The sequence below is a fragment of the Burkholderia sp. AU31652 genome, assembly GCF_002223155.1.
In the GTDB taxonomy this organism is placed as follows: domain Bacteria; phylum Pseudomonadota; class Gammaproteobacteria; order Burkholderiales; family Burkholderiaceae; genus Burkholderia.
Genome location: NZ_NKFG01000005.1, coordinates 1,514,011 through 1,527,351, shown reverse-complemented (window position 1 = coordinate 1,527,351; position 13,341 = coordinate 1,514,011). Strand labels below are relative to the sequence as shown.

Sequence of the window (13,341 nt, the reverse complement as noted above, 5' to 3'; positions counted from 1 at the left end):
TTGAATTCCGTCCGCCGCGGCACTCGCAGCGATTCCGTTCATTCCTCTCCCGTCACGCACATGCATATCGATCTGAAAGGCAAGACCGCGGTCGTCACCGCCTCCACCGCCGGCATCGGGCTCGCGATCGCCGAAGGGCTCGCACGCGCCGGCGCGCGCGTCGTCGTCAATGGCCGCAGCGATGCATCGGTGCAGTCCGCGCTCAAACACCTGCGCGCCGCCCTCCCCGATGCAGACTTCGACGGCGTCGCGGCCGACCTGTCCGATGCCGCCGGCGTTGCGCGCGTCACGCAGCACACGAGCGCGGCCGACATCCTCGTCAACAATGCGGGCATCTACGGCCTGAAGGCGTTCTTCGACATCGACGACGCCGAATGGGAACATTACTTCCAGATGAACGTGATGTCCGGCGTGCGCCTCGCGCGGCATTACCTGAAGGGGATGATCGAACGCAATGCCGGGCGCATCGTGTTCATTTCGTCGGAATCGGGCCTGAACATCCCGGTCGACATGATTCACTACGGTTTCACGAAAACCGCGCAGCTGTCGATCGCCCGCGGCCTTGCGAAGCTCGCGGCCGGCACGAACGTGACGGTCAACTCGGTGCTGCCGGGGCCGACGATGTCGGACGGCGTGCGGGCGCTGCTGAAGGAAACGGCCGACGAAACCGGCCGCAGTGTCGAGGACGTGGCCGTGGATTTCGTGCGCAACCACCGCTCGAGCTCGATCATCCAGCGGCCGGCGACGCCGGAGGAAGTCGCGAACCTGGTGGTCTACGTGTGCTCGCCGCTCGCGTCGGCGACGACGGGCGCCGCGTTGCGGGTGGACGGCGGCGTGGTCGACACGATCGCCTGACGGCAGGCGGGCACGGCCGCCGCCGCGCTAGCGCGACGCGGCCTTGCCCGGCTGGAGCGTGCCCTTGCGGTCGGCGTTCATGCAGGAATCGAAGCCGTATTGCGTGACGACGCCGGCCCGGTCGAACACGACGAAATACTCGCGGTGATCGTTGCCGTGCTCGATGAAGTAGTTGTAGCAGACACCGTTGCCGCTGCGGACCATCCAGACACTGCGCGGATTGCCGGCGGCCCGGACGACATCGGCGCGCGTCGCGCCGTGCCGCGACGCGGCCCTCGCGAGCGGCGTGCGCGAATACGAGAATGGCAGCCACGCGTCGAACCACGCGCAACCGTGCAACATCAGGCAGCTGGCGGCCAGCGACAGCGTCGCTGCGGGACGGGACATCGTAATCAATCGCATGCTTGGTGAAATCTGCTGCGCCATGCCGGCGTGATCGAAAGCGCCATGCTACTCGACCTTTGGGTCCGGATCGAAAAGAAATGTAGAGATCTTTATCCGAATCCTTGCATTGCATGCTCCGGCACCCGCCTGATCGGCGTCCGTCGTGGCGGCCGATGCGCGCGTGAACACGCATCGGTACCGCCGCTTCATGCCGCCGCCCCGGCGCGCAGCGTCATGCAATCCACTCGGCCCACAGCATCGTCAGCACCGTCATCAGCGCGGGGCCGACGAACAGCCCGATCAGGCCGAACGTCTCGGCGCCGCCGAGAATGCCGAACAGCACGAGCAGGAACGGCAGCCGCGCGGAACTGCCGATCAGCACCGGCCGCACGAAGTGCTCGGCGACGAACACGACGACGAACCCGAGCACGGCCACGACGATGGCCCACATGGTCGCGCCCTGCACGAACAGCCAGAGCGCGGCGCCGCAGAACACGACGGGCGCGCAGAACGGCAGCATCGCGGCGATGGCCGTGACGAGGCCGAGCAGCGCCGCATGCGGGACGCCGGCCAGCGCATACGCGATACCGAGCAGCGCGCCCTCGCCGAGCCCGACGACGACGAGCCCCGTCACCGTGCCGAACACGGCCGCGACCATCCGCTCGATCAGCTCCGCGCCGCTGCGCCCGAACGCGCGCCGTGCGCCCTGCAGCAGCGCCCCCGACAGCTTGTGGCCGGCGCGCAGGATCACGAACAGCGTGACGAGCATGAAGCCGAATTCGAGCAGCGCGTGCGCGAGCTTGGTGCCGAACTGCCGGCCGAACGCGAGGAATTTCTCGCTGTTGACGCCGTGCATCGCGGTGGCCGCATGCAGCGGATGGGCGAGGTTGGCCTGCCACCATTCGGTGATCTGCGCCGCGCCGTAAGGCAGCCGGGCAACCACGTCCGGCACCGGGATGCCGTTGTCCTGGATCGTGCGCAGCCACTCGCGCAGGTCATGCACCTGGCCGATCGCCTGGGTCGCCGCGACGGCCACCGGCAGCACGACCAGCAACGAGATCGCCGCCGTGATGACGAGCGCGATGAGTGTCGGGCGGTTGCGGAACAGCCGGTGCGATTCGAAGCGCTTCAGCATCGGCCACATCGCGATAGCGATCACGCAGGCCCACGCGATGGCGGGAATGAAATCGCGGATCACCCACAGCGCGATCACCAGCAGTGCCGCAACCAGCACGGCGCGGGAAACCTGCTGCGTGCGCGGCCGTGCGGTGGGCTCGGGAGACGACGGGACATGTGCGCCCATGGCACCTCTGTCGAAATGAAAAAAATGGCGGTTCGCGCAGGCAACCGGCCTGCGCGAACCGCCATTCTATCCATCGGCGCCGGATCGGCGGCGCATGGGATGCGCGCGCCGCCCCGGTGCCGCGCCCGCTCAGGCCACCTTGTCGGCGCTCCGGTAACGCTCGAGCCAGTGCGCGTACGGTGCGGGCAGCGTCCACGACGGACGCTCGACGCCGAGTTGCTTGGCCGCGTAGTACGGCCAGTGCGGGTCGGCCAGATGCGCGCGGCCGACCATCACGAGATCGAGCTGCTCCTCAGCCACCACGCGGTTCGCGAGTTGCGGCGTGTCGATCCCCCACGCGGACGACACCGGCAGCCCGGCCTCGCGGCGCACGCGTTCGGCGATCGGCGCGAGGAACGCCGGGCCCCACGGGATCTGCGCGTCGGGTGTCGAGAAACCGATCGACACGCTCAGCATGTCGAGCCCTTCCCGCTTCAGCCGCTGCGTGAGCGCGATCGACTCGGCGAGCGTCTCCTCGTCGCGGCCGTCGTACTCGATCACGCCGAAGCGCGCGGTCAACGGCAGATGCTCCGGCCACACCTTGCGCACGGCCGCCAGCGTCTCGACGAGGAAGCGGCCACGGTTCTCGGCCGAGCCGCCGTATTCGTCGTCGCGCTGGTTCGCATGCACCGAGAAGAAGCTCTGGCCGAGATAGCCGTGCGCGAAGTGCAGTTCGAGCCATTCGAAGCCCAGGTCGCGCGCGCGCTTCGCCGCCGCAACGAAGTCGGCCTGCACGCGTGCGATGTCGTCGCGCGTCATCGCGCGCGGCGTCTTCGGCAGGTGCGCGCCGAACGGCACGGCCGACGGCGCGATGGTTTGCCAGCCGCGCGGATCGCCGTCGGCGATATGGTCGTCGCCTTCCCACGGACGGTTCGCGCTCGCCTTGCGGCCCGCGTGCGCGATCTGGAGGCCGGGCACCGCGCCGGCCGCCTTGATCGCCGCGACCGACGGCGCGAACGCTTCGGCCTGCGCATCGTTCCACAGCCCCGCGCAGCCCGGCGTGATGCGCCCTTCCGGCGACACCGCCGTCGCCTCGGCGATCACGAGGCCCGCACCGCCACGCGCGATGCCGGCCAGATGCACGTGATGCCAGTCGTTGACGACGCCGTCCTCGGCGACGTACTGGCACATCGGCGGCACCGCGATGCGGTTGCGCAGCGTGACATCCTTGAGTTTGAACGGTTCGAACAGGGCAGACATCCACGGCTCCTTTGCTTGGTTCTGCAAAACGACGGGAAACGCGTCGTGCAACCTGCACGACGGATCGATTCAGGCCGTCGACGGGCCGGCCTGCGCCCGGCGACGGATACGGGGATGGCGCCGGCCCGGCCGGCGCCCTGGGCTCAACGGCGGCCGAGCTGCGCGAGCAGCGCCTCGGCGGCAGGCTCCGACGACGCGGGGTTCTGCCCCGTGATCAGCAGCCCGTCGGTGACGACATGCGGCGCCCAGTCGGCGCTGCGCTCGAACTCCGCGCCGTTGGTCTTCAGCATGTCCTCGACGAGGAACGGCACGACTTCCGTCAGTTCGACAGCCGCTTCCTCGCTGTTGGTGAAGCCCGTCACACGCTTGCCGCGCACGACCGATTCGCCGGTCTGCGGATTCTTCACGTGACGCAGCACGCCCGGCGCGTGGCACACCGCCGCGACCGGCTTGCCGGCCGCCAGCGCGCGCTCGATCAGGCCGATCGAATGCAGATCCTCGGCGAGATCCCACAGCGGGCCATGGCCGCCCGGGTAGAACACGGCGTCGTAGTCGTCCACGGACACGTCGGCCAGCTTGCGCGTCGACGCGAGTTCAGCCTTGGCCGCCGCATCGGCGTCGAAGCGGCGCGTCGCGTCGGTCTGGGCCGTCGGGTCATTGCTTTTCGGGTCGAGCGGCGGCTGGCCGCCCTTCGGCGACGCGAGCGTCAGCTCGACGCCCGCGTCCTTGAACGTGTAGTACGGCGCGGCCAGTTCCTCGAGCCAGAAGCCGGTCTTCTTGCCGGTGTCGCCGAGCGTGTCGTGCGAGGTCAGGACAACCAGAATCTTCATGATCGGACACTCCTTCGAAAAATGGATGACGGGAACGGGGCCGCTCGGCCGGCAAATCCGGCCGGTGGGCGCGGCACGCCTGTGGGTTAGTCAGCTGTGACGCGTCAACGTGCGACCCGTGTATCCGAATGCGGCTTGCGCATATTAGACCAGTCGTCTAGAACAATTCGAAATGAAACGACGGCGTCTTGCTGCACCACCAGCATCGCAGCGCGAAATGGCATTCAAATGGCATTTTCGCGTCTTCGTTGCCTGCGCCGCGGACGTCGTCGCATTCATGGGAACGGATGATAGCCCCGGATTAGACCGGTCGTCTAGTAACCCCTGCCTTCGTCATGGCCTTTTCGGTGCCGCGCGATCCGCCGGCACCTGCCGTCGCTCGCGCCCCTCACCCGCGCCGCCGCGGCTAGCCGCGCAACGGACCGTCCGTGTCACCCGCCTCGATCGCCGGTGCTTCGAGCCGCTGCTCGCGAACCCCGTCGCCCAGCAGCCGCAGCATCAGTTCCGCCAGTGCGCGCCCCGACGCGTGGCCGGTCGGCTGCACGACCGCCGTCACGCGATACGGATGCGCGAGGTTCGGCGGCACGCCGTCGTAGACGATCAGCGACATGTCCTCGCCCAGGCGCAGCCCGCTGTCCACGAGCGCCCGAAACGCGCCGCCGCCCGCGATATTGTTGTCGACCAGCAGCGCCGTCGGCCGCTCGGTGCGCGCGAGCAGCGCCCGCGCCGCCTGCCACCCGCCGTCGTGCGTAAATGGACACTCGACCATCAGCGCCGGATCCGGCTCGACACCGGCTTCGCGCAGGGCCGTCAGATAGCCTGCACGGCGCTGCGCGGCGAAATTCAGCGCCAGCGGCGCGCTGATCATCGCAATGCGCCGGTGCCCGAACGCCGTCAGCCGACGCACCGCGTCCCGCGCGCCGGCCTCGTTGTCGAAATCGAACCACGCATACGGCTCGGCCACCTGCGTCCGGCCGTAGGCCACGTACGGAAACGCGCTCGCCTGCAGGTACGCGATGCGCGGATCGTCGACCCGTGTGCGCGCGACGATCAGCCCGTCGACGAGCTTGCCGTCGACGATGCGCCGATAGGTGTCCAGTTCCGCGTTCGGTCGCGCCGACGCGATGATGAAATCGAGATTGCGTTCCGCGAGCCGCTCGGTGATGCCCGCGACAACCTCGCCGAAACGCGGATCGCCGAGATCGCCCGCGCCGAACGGATAGACGATCCCGATCACGTCCGCCCGCCCGGTCGCGAGCCGGCGCGCGGTCGGATCCGCCACATAGCCCATTTCCCGCGCGGCCCGCGCCACGCGCTCGCGCGTCGCCTCGCTGACGTCGTCGTAACCGTTCAGCGCGCGGCTGACCGTCGTCCGCGACAGCCCGAGCGCGTCCGAGAGCGCCTTCAGATTCACCTTCACCGTCGTTCCTCGCATTCGCCGATCCGCCCGGCCGCCCGACGTGCGGGACGCGCCGACCGGGTAATTATTTCCAATTGGTAACGATTACCGTCAAATAAATATCTTTTGCGTTCCAAACCGGTTTGAAATAGCATCCAAACCGGTTTGGACATCGATGCCCACTCAGCCGTTCACTTTCACTTTCCCAGGAAACGACGACGAGATGACATACTTTCCCCTTTTCCGCCCGATCGCGACCAAACGTTTGCTGCTCGCTGGCGGCGCACTCGCCGCCTTCGCGTCCGTCGCGCATGCGCAGTCCAGCGGCACGGGCGCGCCCCTGCCCACGCCCCATACGCAGCAGGCCTACGATCCCGAGGGCAACTTCACGATGCGCTGGACGCGAGCGGACATCCGCCAGATCGTCGCGCAGTCGCATACCGCCGGTGCCGACAAGAACTCGCTGCCGCAAGCGCTGACGATGCCGGACATCCCGCAGGATTTCCCGCTGATCAACTCGAACGTGTGGGTGTGGGACACATGGCCGCTGGCCGACCTGCGCGCGAACCAGCTCAGCTACAAGGGCTGGGAGGTGATCTTCTCGCTCACCGCCGATCCGCATGCGGGCTACACGTTCGACGACCGTCACGTCCATGCGCGCATCGGCTTCTTCTACCGTCGCGCGGGCATCCCCGCATCGCAGCGCCCCGCGAACGGCGGCTGGACCTGGGGCGGCCACCTGTTCCCCGACGGCGCAAGCGCCAAGGTGTTCGGCACCGCGCCGATGACCAACAACGCCGAATGGTCGGGATCCGCGCGGCTCACGCACGGCGACAACGTCAGCCTCTACTACACCGCGACGTCGTTCAACCGCTCGGCGCCCGGCGGCGCCGACATCACGCCGCCGCAGGCGATCATCACGCGCGCCGACGGTCACATCCACGCCGACGCCACGCACGTCTGGTTCTCCGGCTTCGACGATCACAAGGCGCTGCTGCAACCGGACGGCAACTACTACCAGTCCGGCCAGCAGAACACCTACTTCTCGTTTCGTGACCCGTTCGTGTTCACCGATCCCGCGCACCCGGGCAAGACCTACATGGTCTTCGAGGGCAACACGGGCGGCCCGCGCGGCGCACGCACCTGCACCAACGCGGATCTCGGCTACGCGCCGAACGATCCGTACAAGGAAGATCTCAACGCGGTGATGAATTCGGGCGCAGTGTATCAAAAGGCCAATGTCGGCCTGGCGATCGCGACGAACCCGCAATTGACCGAGTGGAAGTTCCTGCCGCCGATTCTGTCCGCGAACTGCGTCGACGACCAGACCGAGCGCCCGCAGATCTACCTGAAGGACGGCAAGTACTACCTGTTCACGATCAGCCACCGCACGACGATGGCGGCCGGCGTCGACGGGCCGGACGGCGTGTACGGCTTCGTCGGCAACGGCATCCGCAGCGACTTCCTGCCGCTGAACGGCGGCAGCGGCCTCGTGCTCGGCAACCCGACGGACTTCTCCGCGCCGGCCGGCGCGCCGTATTCGCAGGATCCGAACCAGAATCCGCGTGAATTCCAGTCGTATTCGCACTACGTGATGCCGGGCGGGCTCGTCGAGTCGTTCATCGATGCGATCGGCCCGCGCCGCGGCGGCACGCTCGCGCCGACGGTGAAGGTCAACATCAACGGCACGTCGACGGCGGTCGACCGCACCTATGGACGCGGCGGACTCGGCGGCTACGGCGACATTCCCGCGAACCTGCCCGCGACCGGTGGCGGCAACAGCCAGGGCAATCAGGATAACCAACAATAACGCACGCTGGTAGAGGCACGGGGTTAAGGAGGCGCGTATCGCGCGTGTCGCGTGCGCGCCTCCTCTTTTTTCTTCCATCCATCGCGCACACCGCCGTTGAAAGCGGTTGTGCCCTCCTTTCCCGCTTTGCACGGCGGAGCACGGGACCCCGCATGATATCGACGTCTTTCCGCTTTTCCGTCCGGGTCGCCCGGTTGCTGCTCGCCTGCGTGGCCTGCGCCCAGGTCGCTGCCGCGCCTTGCCACGCACCGGCCGAACATGACACGCCGCAATGGCGGCCCGCGCTCCACTACACGCCGCAGCGCAACTGGATGAACGACCCGAACGGGCTCGTCTACGACAACGGCCGCTATCACCTGTTCTATCAATACAATCCGCTCGGCCGCGACTGGGGCAACATGTCGTGGGGCCACGCGACGAGCACCGACCTCGTCCACTGGCGCGAGCAGCCGGTCGCGATGCGCGCGAACGCGACGGAGGAAATCTTCTCCGGCTCGATCGTCGCCGACACGCTCAACACGTCCGGCCTCGGCAAGCCGGGCCACACGCCGCTCGTCGCGCTTTATACGAGCGTGTACAAGGCAGGCTCCGGTCACGCGCCGGGCGTCCAGGCGCAGTCGCTGGCGTACAGCCTCGATCAAGGCGCGACCTGGCAGCCGTACGCACGCAATCCGGTGCTGACGCTCGATCCGGAATCGAAGCAATTTCGCGATCCGAAAGTGTCGTGGTATGCGCCGGGCGGCTACTGGCTGATGACGACGGTCGTCGCCGACGCGCACGTCGTGAAGCTCTATCGCTCGGACGACCTGATCCACTGGAATTTCCTGAGCAACTTCACGCGGCCGGGCGTGCCGCACGACGGCGCGCTGTGGGAAATGCCCGACCTCGTGCCGCTGCCGCTCGATGGCGACCCCGCCCGCATCCGGTGGGTCATGATCGTCAACGTCAATCCGTGGTCGATCGCCGGCGGCTCCGGCGCGATGTACTTCGTCGGCGACTTCGACGGCCGCACGTTTACACCGGACCGCATTGCGCCCGCCGGCTCCGATCCCGCGCAATTCCGCTGGGTCGACCATGGCGCGGACTTCTACGCAGCCGGCACCTTCTCGGGCGCGCCCGGCTCACGGCCGGTCGCGATCGCGTGGATGAGCAACTGGGATTACGCGGCGAAAGCGCCGACCGCGCCGTGGCGCGGCGCGACGACCCTGCCGCGCGAACTGTCGCTGAAAACGATCGACGGCGAACCGACGCTCGTGGTCGCGCCGGCCGCCGCATTCGACGCCTGGGCGGACGGCAGGCCCGCCGTGCATGAAGGCGATCTCGCGGTCGATTCCACGACACGTGCGCTGTCGGCCGCGACGCGCGGCGTCATCCAGCGCATCACGGTCACGCTCGCGCCGCAGCACGCGGCGCGTGCCGGCCTGATCGTCCGGCGCTCGGCGGATGGCTCGGTCGGCACCCGGATCGTGTACGACACGGCAAAGCGCACGCTGACGCTCGACCGCTCGCAGTCCGGCGAAACCAATTTCGCCGACACGTTCAGCAAAGAGCACATCGTGGACCTGCCGCTCGAGCACGGGCAGTTGCGGCTCGAGATCGTCGTCGATCACGGTTCGGTGGAAGTGTTCGCGAACGGCGGCCGTGTCGCGCTCACCGACCTGATCTTCCCGCCGCTCGATGCGGACCGCGTCGCCGTATTTGCCGAACACGGCCGCGCGACGTTCTCCGGGCTCACGGTGACGCAGCTCGAAGCTGGTGGTGACAGCCACAACGCCTGTGCGGCGCGATAGATGCGATGGGCGGGCGGCCATCGGTCCTGCATGTGACGGGGGCTGTCCGCCCGGCATCACGCCGGCCGGTTGCAGCCCCCGCCTGAGCCCCACCGATCAGAGCAAGCCCATCCCGCCCGACGCGATGATCTCGGCGCCGACGATGAACGCGGATTCCGGCGCGCTGAGGTGCAGCACCGTCGACGCGATCTCGTCCGGCGTGCCGAACCGGCCGACCGGGACGAGGCCCTTGATCTTCTCTGCCGTTTCGTCGAGCGTGGCCGCGTCAAATCCGAGCTTGCCGTAGAGCGGCGTCTGCACGGGCCCGGGGCTCACGACGTTCACGCGCACGCCGTGCGGCAGCAACTCCGCCGACAGCGTCTTCGCGAACGAATTGACGGCCGCCTTGCTCGCCGCATACACCGACGAGCCGGGCATCCCGATGTGCGCGTTGATCGAGCCGTTGATCACGATCGACGCGCCGCGGTTCAGCAGCGGCACCAGCGACTGGATCTGGAAATACGCGCCCTTCACGTTGGTGTTGAACACGAGATCCCACATGGCCTCGTCGCTGTCGGCGAACGGCGCGAGCTTCGCGACGCCCGCGTTGATGAACACGGCGTCGAGCCGCGCCCCCGCCGACGCGATCGCATCAGCCAGCGCGCGGGCCGACGCGACGCTGCCGGCCTCGTTGCGGATCGCGAGCGCGCCTTCACCGAGCGTTTGCCGCGCGGCCTCGAGCGTCTGCGCATCGCGCCCGGTGATGATGACGCGCGCGCCTTCTGCCGCGAATGCCTTGGCGGCTGCCAGGCCGATACCGCTGTTGCCACCCGTGACGAGGACCGTCTTTCCTTCGAAGCGTTGCATGATGTTCTCCTGTGAACCGGTGAGTTGACCGTGAACACAGGATGCGCGCCGCGCCCGGTCATGCCGTACGACGGGCGTGACGAACATGTTCGAAAATATCGAACATGTTTGGGCGGATGGGATACGAACGCTCTGTTCCGTGCCGTGCTGTTCCGCGCCGCGTCAGCCGGCCACGTCGATGCCGTCGAGCAGGCGCTGCGCGAGCCGCGGTTCGCGCAATTGCTCGAGCCACCATTGCAGCGCGCGGCCGTCCCGGTCGCCGTGCCATGCGACATACAGCAGGTTCGGCTCGCGCGGATCGGCCGTCTGTTTTTCCACGAGTTCGCCGCGCGCGAGCAGCGACGCCACGCGCCGGCGCGGCACCCAGCCGACGCCGAGCCCGTCGCGCTGCGCGAGGATCTTCGCGCGCATCGACGGCACCGCCAGCACGGCCTGCCCGCCGAGCAGGCCATACGCGCGGCCGGCCGCGCGCCGCGACGAATCGGCGACGACGACGGCCCGGTGCGCGCCGATCGCGTCCCGCGTCAGCGCGCCGCTCACGGTGGCCAGCGGATGGCGCGGCGACACCGCGAACACCCACTCCATCGCGCCCAGCTCGAACCACTTGAAACCGGGAATCGCCGGCGGCTCGTTGGTCGCGCCGATCACCAGGTCCGCGCGCCCGTCGCGCAGCGCTTCCCAGGTCCCGCCGAGCACTTCGTGCGTGAAACGCAGCGACACGCCCGAGTCGAGCGCATCGAACGCGCGGACGACCGGCAGCAGCGTGTCGAACTCCAGCACTTCGTCGCTGACGATCCACAGCCGGTCTTCCCAGCCGCTCGCGACCTGCCGCACGCGCTGCGTCAGCCGCGCGACGTCCAGCGCCAGCCGCGCCGCTTCGTCGGTCAGCAACTGGCCGGCCGGCGTGAGCTGCAGCCGGTAGCCGCGGCGGTCGAACAGCAGCGCGTCGAAGCGCGTTTCGAGCTGGCGCGCCGCGTGCGACACCGTCGACGGCGCCTTGCCGAGCCGCGCGGCCGCGCGCGACAGGCTGCCGGTGGCGCGGATCGCGTCGAGCAGCGCAAGTTCGTCTTCGGACAGCATGGGCACGCTCCGGTGTGGGGTTGTCGTGGATCTGTCGTGGATCGTAAGGCAGCGGCGGGCCGAGGTCCAATCGCGCGACCGGGCCGCGTCGTCTGGCGATGCCCGTCACCCCTGACGAATGCCGCCGGGCCAGCGTTGCACGATGCACAGGTTCGCCGGCCGCCCGCGTCGCCCTGCCGGGATGCCTTGCACCGTGCGGCCGGTTCGTGCATCGAGCGAAACCCGCGAAGCCGTCACGCCGCGCGGAACCGCCCATTCTTTCGTCGCCTCCGGTATGCTGATCGGCACGAAATTTCGGCTATCGAGGTAACCACTGCGATGGACATCGCGATCCGCATCGAAGGCCGTCACGACCTGACGGGGCAGATCTTCCGGCAACTGCGCACCGCGATCGTCGACGGGCGGCTCGCCGGCGGCGCGCGGCTGCCGTCGACGCGCGACCTCGCGAAACAGCTCGGCGTATCGCGCAAGACGACGCTCGACGCGTTCGAGCGTCTCGTCGCCGAGGGCTACCTGAATACGCGCGCGGGTGACGGCACGTTCGTCGCCGACGGCCTCGCGCGCGTGCCGCACGCCGCGGCCATGTCGGCGCCCTCCCTCGTCGAATACACGCCGCGCATCGACGCGGTCGACGCGCGTGCGCTGTGGGACGACCTGCCCGACGCGCTCGCGATGCCCACGCCGCAGGACACACCGGGCTTCGACTTCCGCGGCGGCGTGACCGACAAGGCGCTGTTCCCGTTCGACGCGTGGCGGCGCTGCCTGCATCACGCGCTGCGCCAGCAGATGCGCGGCCCCGCCCGGTACCACGACCCGGCCGGCGATCCGCAATTGCGCGGCGCGATCGCGCGCTACGTCGCGTTCAGCCGCGCGGTCGCGTGCGGCTGGGACGACGTGCTCGTCACGCAAGGCGCGCAACAGGCGCTCGACCTGATTGCCCGCGTCGTCGTGCGGCCGGGCGATGTGGTGGCGGTCGAGGATCCCGGCTATCCGCCCGCCCGCGCCGCGTTCGCGTCGCTCGGCGCGACGGTGATCGGCGTGCCGGTCGACGCGCAGGGGCTGGTGACGGAACGGCTGCCCGACGACGCGCGCCTCGTCTACGTGACGCCGTCGCATCAGTTCCCGCTCGGGATGCCGATGACGCTGGACCGGCGCGTCGCGCTGCTCGAATGGGCGCAGCGCCGCCGCGCGGTGATCATCGAGGACGACTACGACGGCGAGTTCCGGTTCGAAGGCCGGCCGGTGGAATCGCTGAAGAGCCTCGACCGCACGGGCCTCGTCGCGTATGTCGGCACGTTTTCGAAGACGATCTTTCCGGAGCTGCGGATCGGCTACGCGATTCCGCCGCGCGCGCTGCGCGGCGCGCTGACCAAGGCGAAGCAGATCGTCGACTGGCACACCTGCACGCTGACGCAGGCGGCGCTCGCGCGCTTCATGCTCGAAGGCGATTTCGCGCGGCACCTGAAGCGCGTGCAGAAGCACTACGACGCGCGCCGCAAGATGCTGATCGCGCATCTGCGCGGCGAACTCGCGCCGTGGTTCGACGCGATCGTGCCGACCGCCGGCATCCACCTGGCGGCCTACCTGAAGCCGGGGCTCGACGAAGCGGCGCTGGTCCGCGCGGCCCGCGCGCAGGACATCGGCCTGTACGGCATCTCGGCGTTCCACGTCGGCGTGCCGGTCCGCGCGGGGCTGCTGTTCGGCTATGGCGGGATCGACACGCCGCGCATCGACACGGCGCTCGCAACGCTGGCCGGCCTGCTGGGTTCGGACGCCATTGGCGGCTCGGCACTGGTTACCTGAAT

At 68.8% G+C, this 13,341-nt stretch carries 11 protein-coding genes; 4 read left to right on the top strand and 7 right to left on the bottom strand.

Annotated elements, in window-relative coordinates:
* Positions 1 to 60: 60 nt before the first annotated feature.
* Positions 61 to 855 (top strand): SDR family NAD(P)-dependent oxidoreductase, encoded by a 795-nt coding sequence (locus CFB40_RS24400; protein ID WP_089427594.1) that lies wholly within the window; start codon positions 61 to 63, stop codon positions 853 to 855.
* Between the two features lie 27 nt (positions 856 to 882).
* Here the strand turns inward: CFB40_RS24400 and CFB40_RS24395 are convergent, their stop codons facing one another.
* From CFB40_RS24395 to CFB40_RS24375, 5 genes are all read right to left on the bottom strand, one after another.
* On the bottom strand, positions 883 to 1,257 hold the full coding sequence (locus CFB40_RS24395) for a hypothetical protein (protein ID WP_089432617.1): 375 nt from the start codon (positions 1,255 to 1,257) through the stop codon (positions 883 to 885).
* 214 nt (positions 1,258 to 1,471) lie between these two features.
* Positions 1,472 to 2,542, bottom strand: a complete 1,071-nt coding sequence (locus CFB40_RS24390) for an AI-2E family transporter (RefSeq protein WP_089432616.1) — start codon at positions 2,540 to 2,542, stop codon at positions 1,472 to 1,474.
* A gap of 129 nt (positions 2,543 to 2,671) precedes the next feature.
* Positions 2,672 to 3,781, bottom strand: coding sequence for an NADH:flavin oxidoreductase/NADH oxidase (locus tag CFB40_RS24385; protein WP_089433302.1), 1,110 nt, complete (start codon positions 3,779 to 3,781; stop codon positions 2,672 to 2,674).
* 143 nt (positions 3,782 to 3,924) lie between these two features.
* Entirely contained in the window at positions 3,925 to 4,611 is a 687-nt protein-coding gene (locus tag CFB40_RS24380) for a type 1 glutamine amidotransferase domain-containing protein (protein ID WP_089432615.1), read from the bottom strand.
* Positions 4,612 to 5,017: 406 nt separating this feature from the next.
* On the bottom strand, positions 5,018 to 6,046 hold the full coding sequence (locus CFB40_RS24375) for a substrate-binding domain-containing protein (RefSeq protein ID WP_089432614.1): 1,029 nt from the start codon (positions 6,044 to 6,046) through the stop codon (positions 5,018 to 5,020).
* Positions 6,047 to 6,233: 187 nt separating this feature from the next.
* Between CFB40_RS24375 and CFB40_RS24370 the strand changes: the two genes are divergently transcribed.
* Both CFB40_RS24370 and CFB40_RS24365 read left to right on the top strand, forming a co-directional pair.
* Positions 6,234 to 7,820 (top strand): glycoside hydrolase family 68 protein, encoded by a 1,587-nt coding sequence (locus CFB40_RS24370; protein ID WP_089432613.1) that lies wholly within the window; start codon positions 6,234 to 6,236, stop codon positions 7,818 to 7,820.
* A 152-nt stretch (positions 7,821 to 7,972) separates the two neighbouring features.
* Positions 7,973 to 9,610: a glycoside hydrolase family 32 protein gene (locus tag CFB40_RS24365; protein ID WP_089432612.1), complete on the top strand. Its 1,638-nt coding sequence runs from the start codon at positions 7,973 to 7,975 to the stop codon at positions 9,608 to 9,610.
* A gap of 96 nt (positions 9,611 to 9,706) precedes the next feature.
* Here the strand turns inward: CFB40_RS24365 and CFB40_RS24360 are convergent, their stop codons facing one another.
* A complete protein-coding gene (locus CFB40_RS24360) occupies positions 9,707 to 10,456 on the bottom strand; it encodes an SDR family oxidoreductase (protein ID WP_089427602.1) in 750 nt (249 codons plus the stop codon).
* A gap of 162 nt (positions 10,457 to 10,618) precedes the next feature.
* Entirely contained in the window at positions 10,619 to 11,536 is a 918-nt protein-coding gene (locus CFB40_RS24355; RefSeq protein WP_089427603.1) for a LysR family transcriptional regulator, read from the bottom strand.
* A gap of 318 nt (positions 11,537 to 11,854) precedes the next feature.
* On the opposite strand from CFB40_RS24355, the gene pdxR reads away from it, so the two are divergent.
* Positions 11,855 to 13,339: a MocR-like pyridoxine biosynthesis transcription factor PdxR gene (gene pdxR / locus CFB40_RS24350; protein WP_089432611.1), complete on the top strand. Its 1,485-nt coding sequence runs from the start codon at positions 11,855 to 11,857 to the stop codon at positions 13,337 to 13,339.
* The last annotated feature ends 2 nt before the right edge of the window (positions 13,340 to 13,341 follow it).

Bases quoted from the DNA above. Each gene is read 5' to 3' on its own strand.
- CFB40_RS24370 (WP_089432613.1), top strand. From the start codon at position 6,234: ATGACATACTTTCCCCTTTTCCGCCCGATCGCGACCAAACGTTTGCTG.
- CFB40_RS24360 (WP_089427602.1), bottom strand. From the start codon at position 10,456: ATGCAACGCTTCGAAGGAAAGACGGTCCTCGTCACGGGTGGCAACAGC.
- pdxR (WP_089432611.1), top strand. From the start codon at position 11,855: ATGGACATCGCGATCCGCATCGAAGGCCGTCACGACCTGACGGGGCAG.
- CFB40_RS24390 (WP_089432616.1), bottom strand. From the start codon at position 2,542: ATGGGCGCACATGTCCCGTCGTCTCCCGAGCCCACCGCACGGCCGCGC.
- CFB40_RS24400 (WP_089427594.1), top strand. From the start codon at position 61: ATGCATATCGATCTGAAAGGCAAGACCGCGGTCGTCACCGCCTCCACC.
- CFB40_RS24365 (WP_089432612.1), top strand. From the start codon at position 7,973: ATGATATCGACGTCTTTCCGCTTTTCCGTCCGGGTCGCCCGGTTGCTG.
- CFB40_RS24395 (WP_089432617.1), bottom strand. From the start codon at position 1,257: ATGCGATTGATTACGATGTCCCGTCCCGCAGCGACGCTGTCGCTGGCC.
- CFB40_RS24375 (WP_089432614.1), bottom strand. From the start codon at position 6,046: ATGCGAGGAACGACGGTGAAGGTGAATCTGAAGGCGCTCTCGGACGCG.
- CFB40_RS24385 (WP_089433302.1), bottom strand. From the start codon at position 3,781: ATGTCTGCCCTGTTCGAACCGTTCAAACTCAAGGATGTCACGCTGCGC.
- CFB40_RS24355 (WP_089427603.1), bottom strand. From the start codon at position 11,536: ATGCTGTCCGAAGACGAACTTGCGCTGCTCGACGCGATCCGCGCCACC.
- CFB40_RS24380 (WP_089432615.1), bottom strand. From the start codon at position 4,611: ATGAAGATTCTGGTTGTCCTGACCTCGCACGACACGCTCGGCGACACC.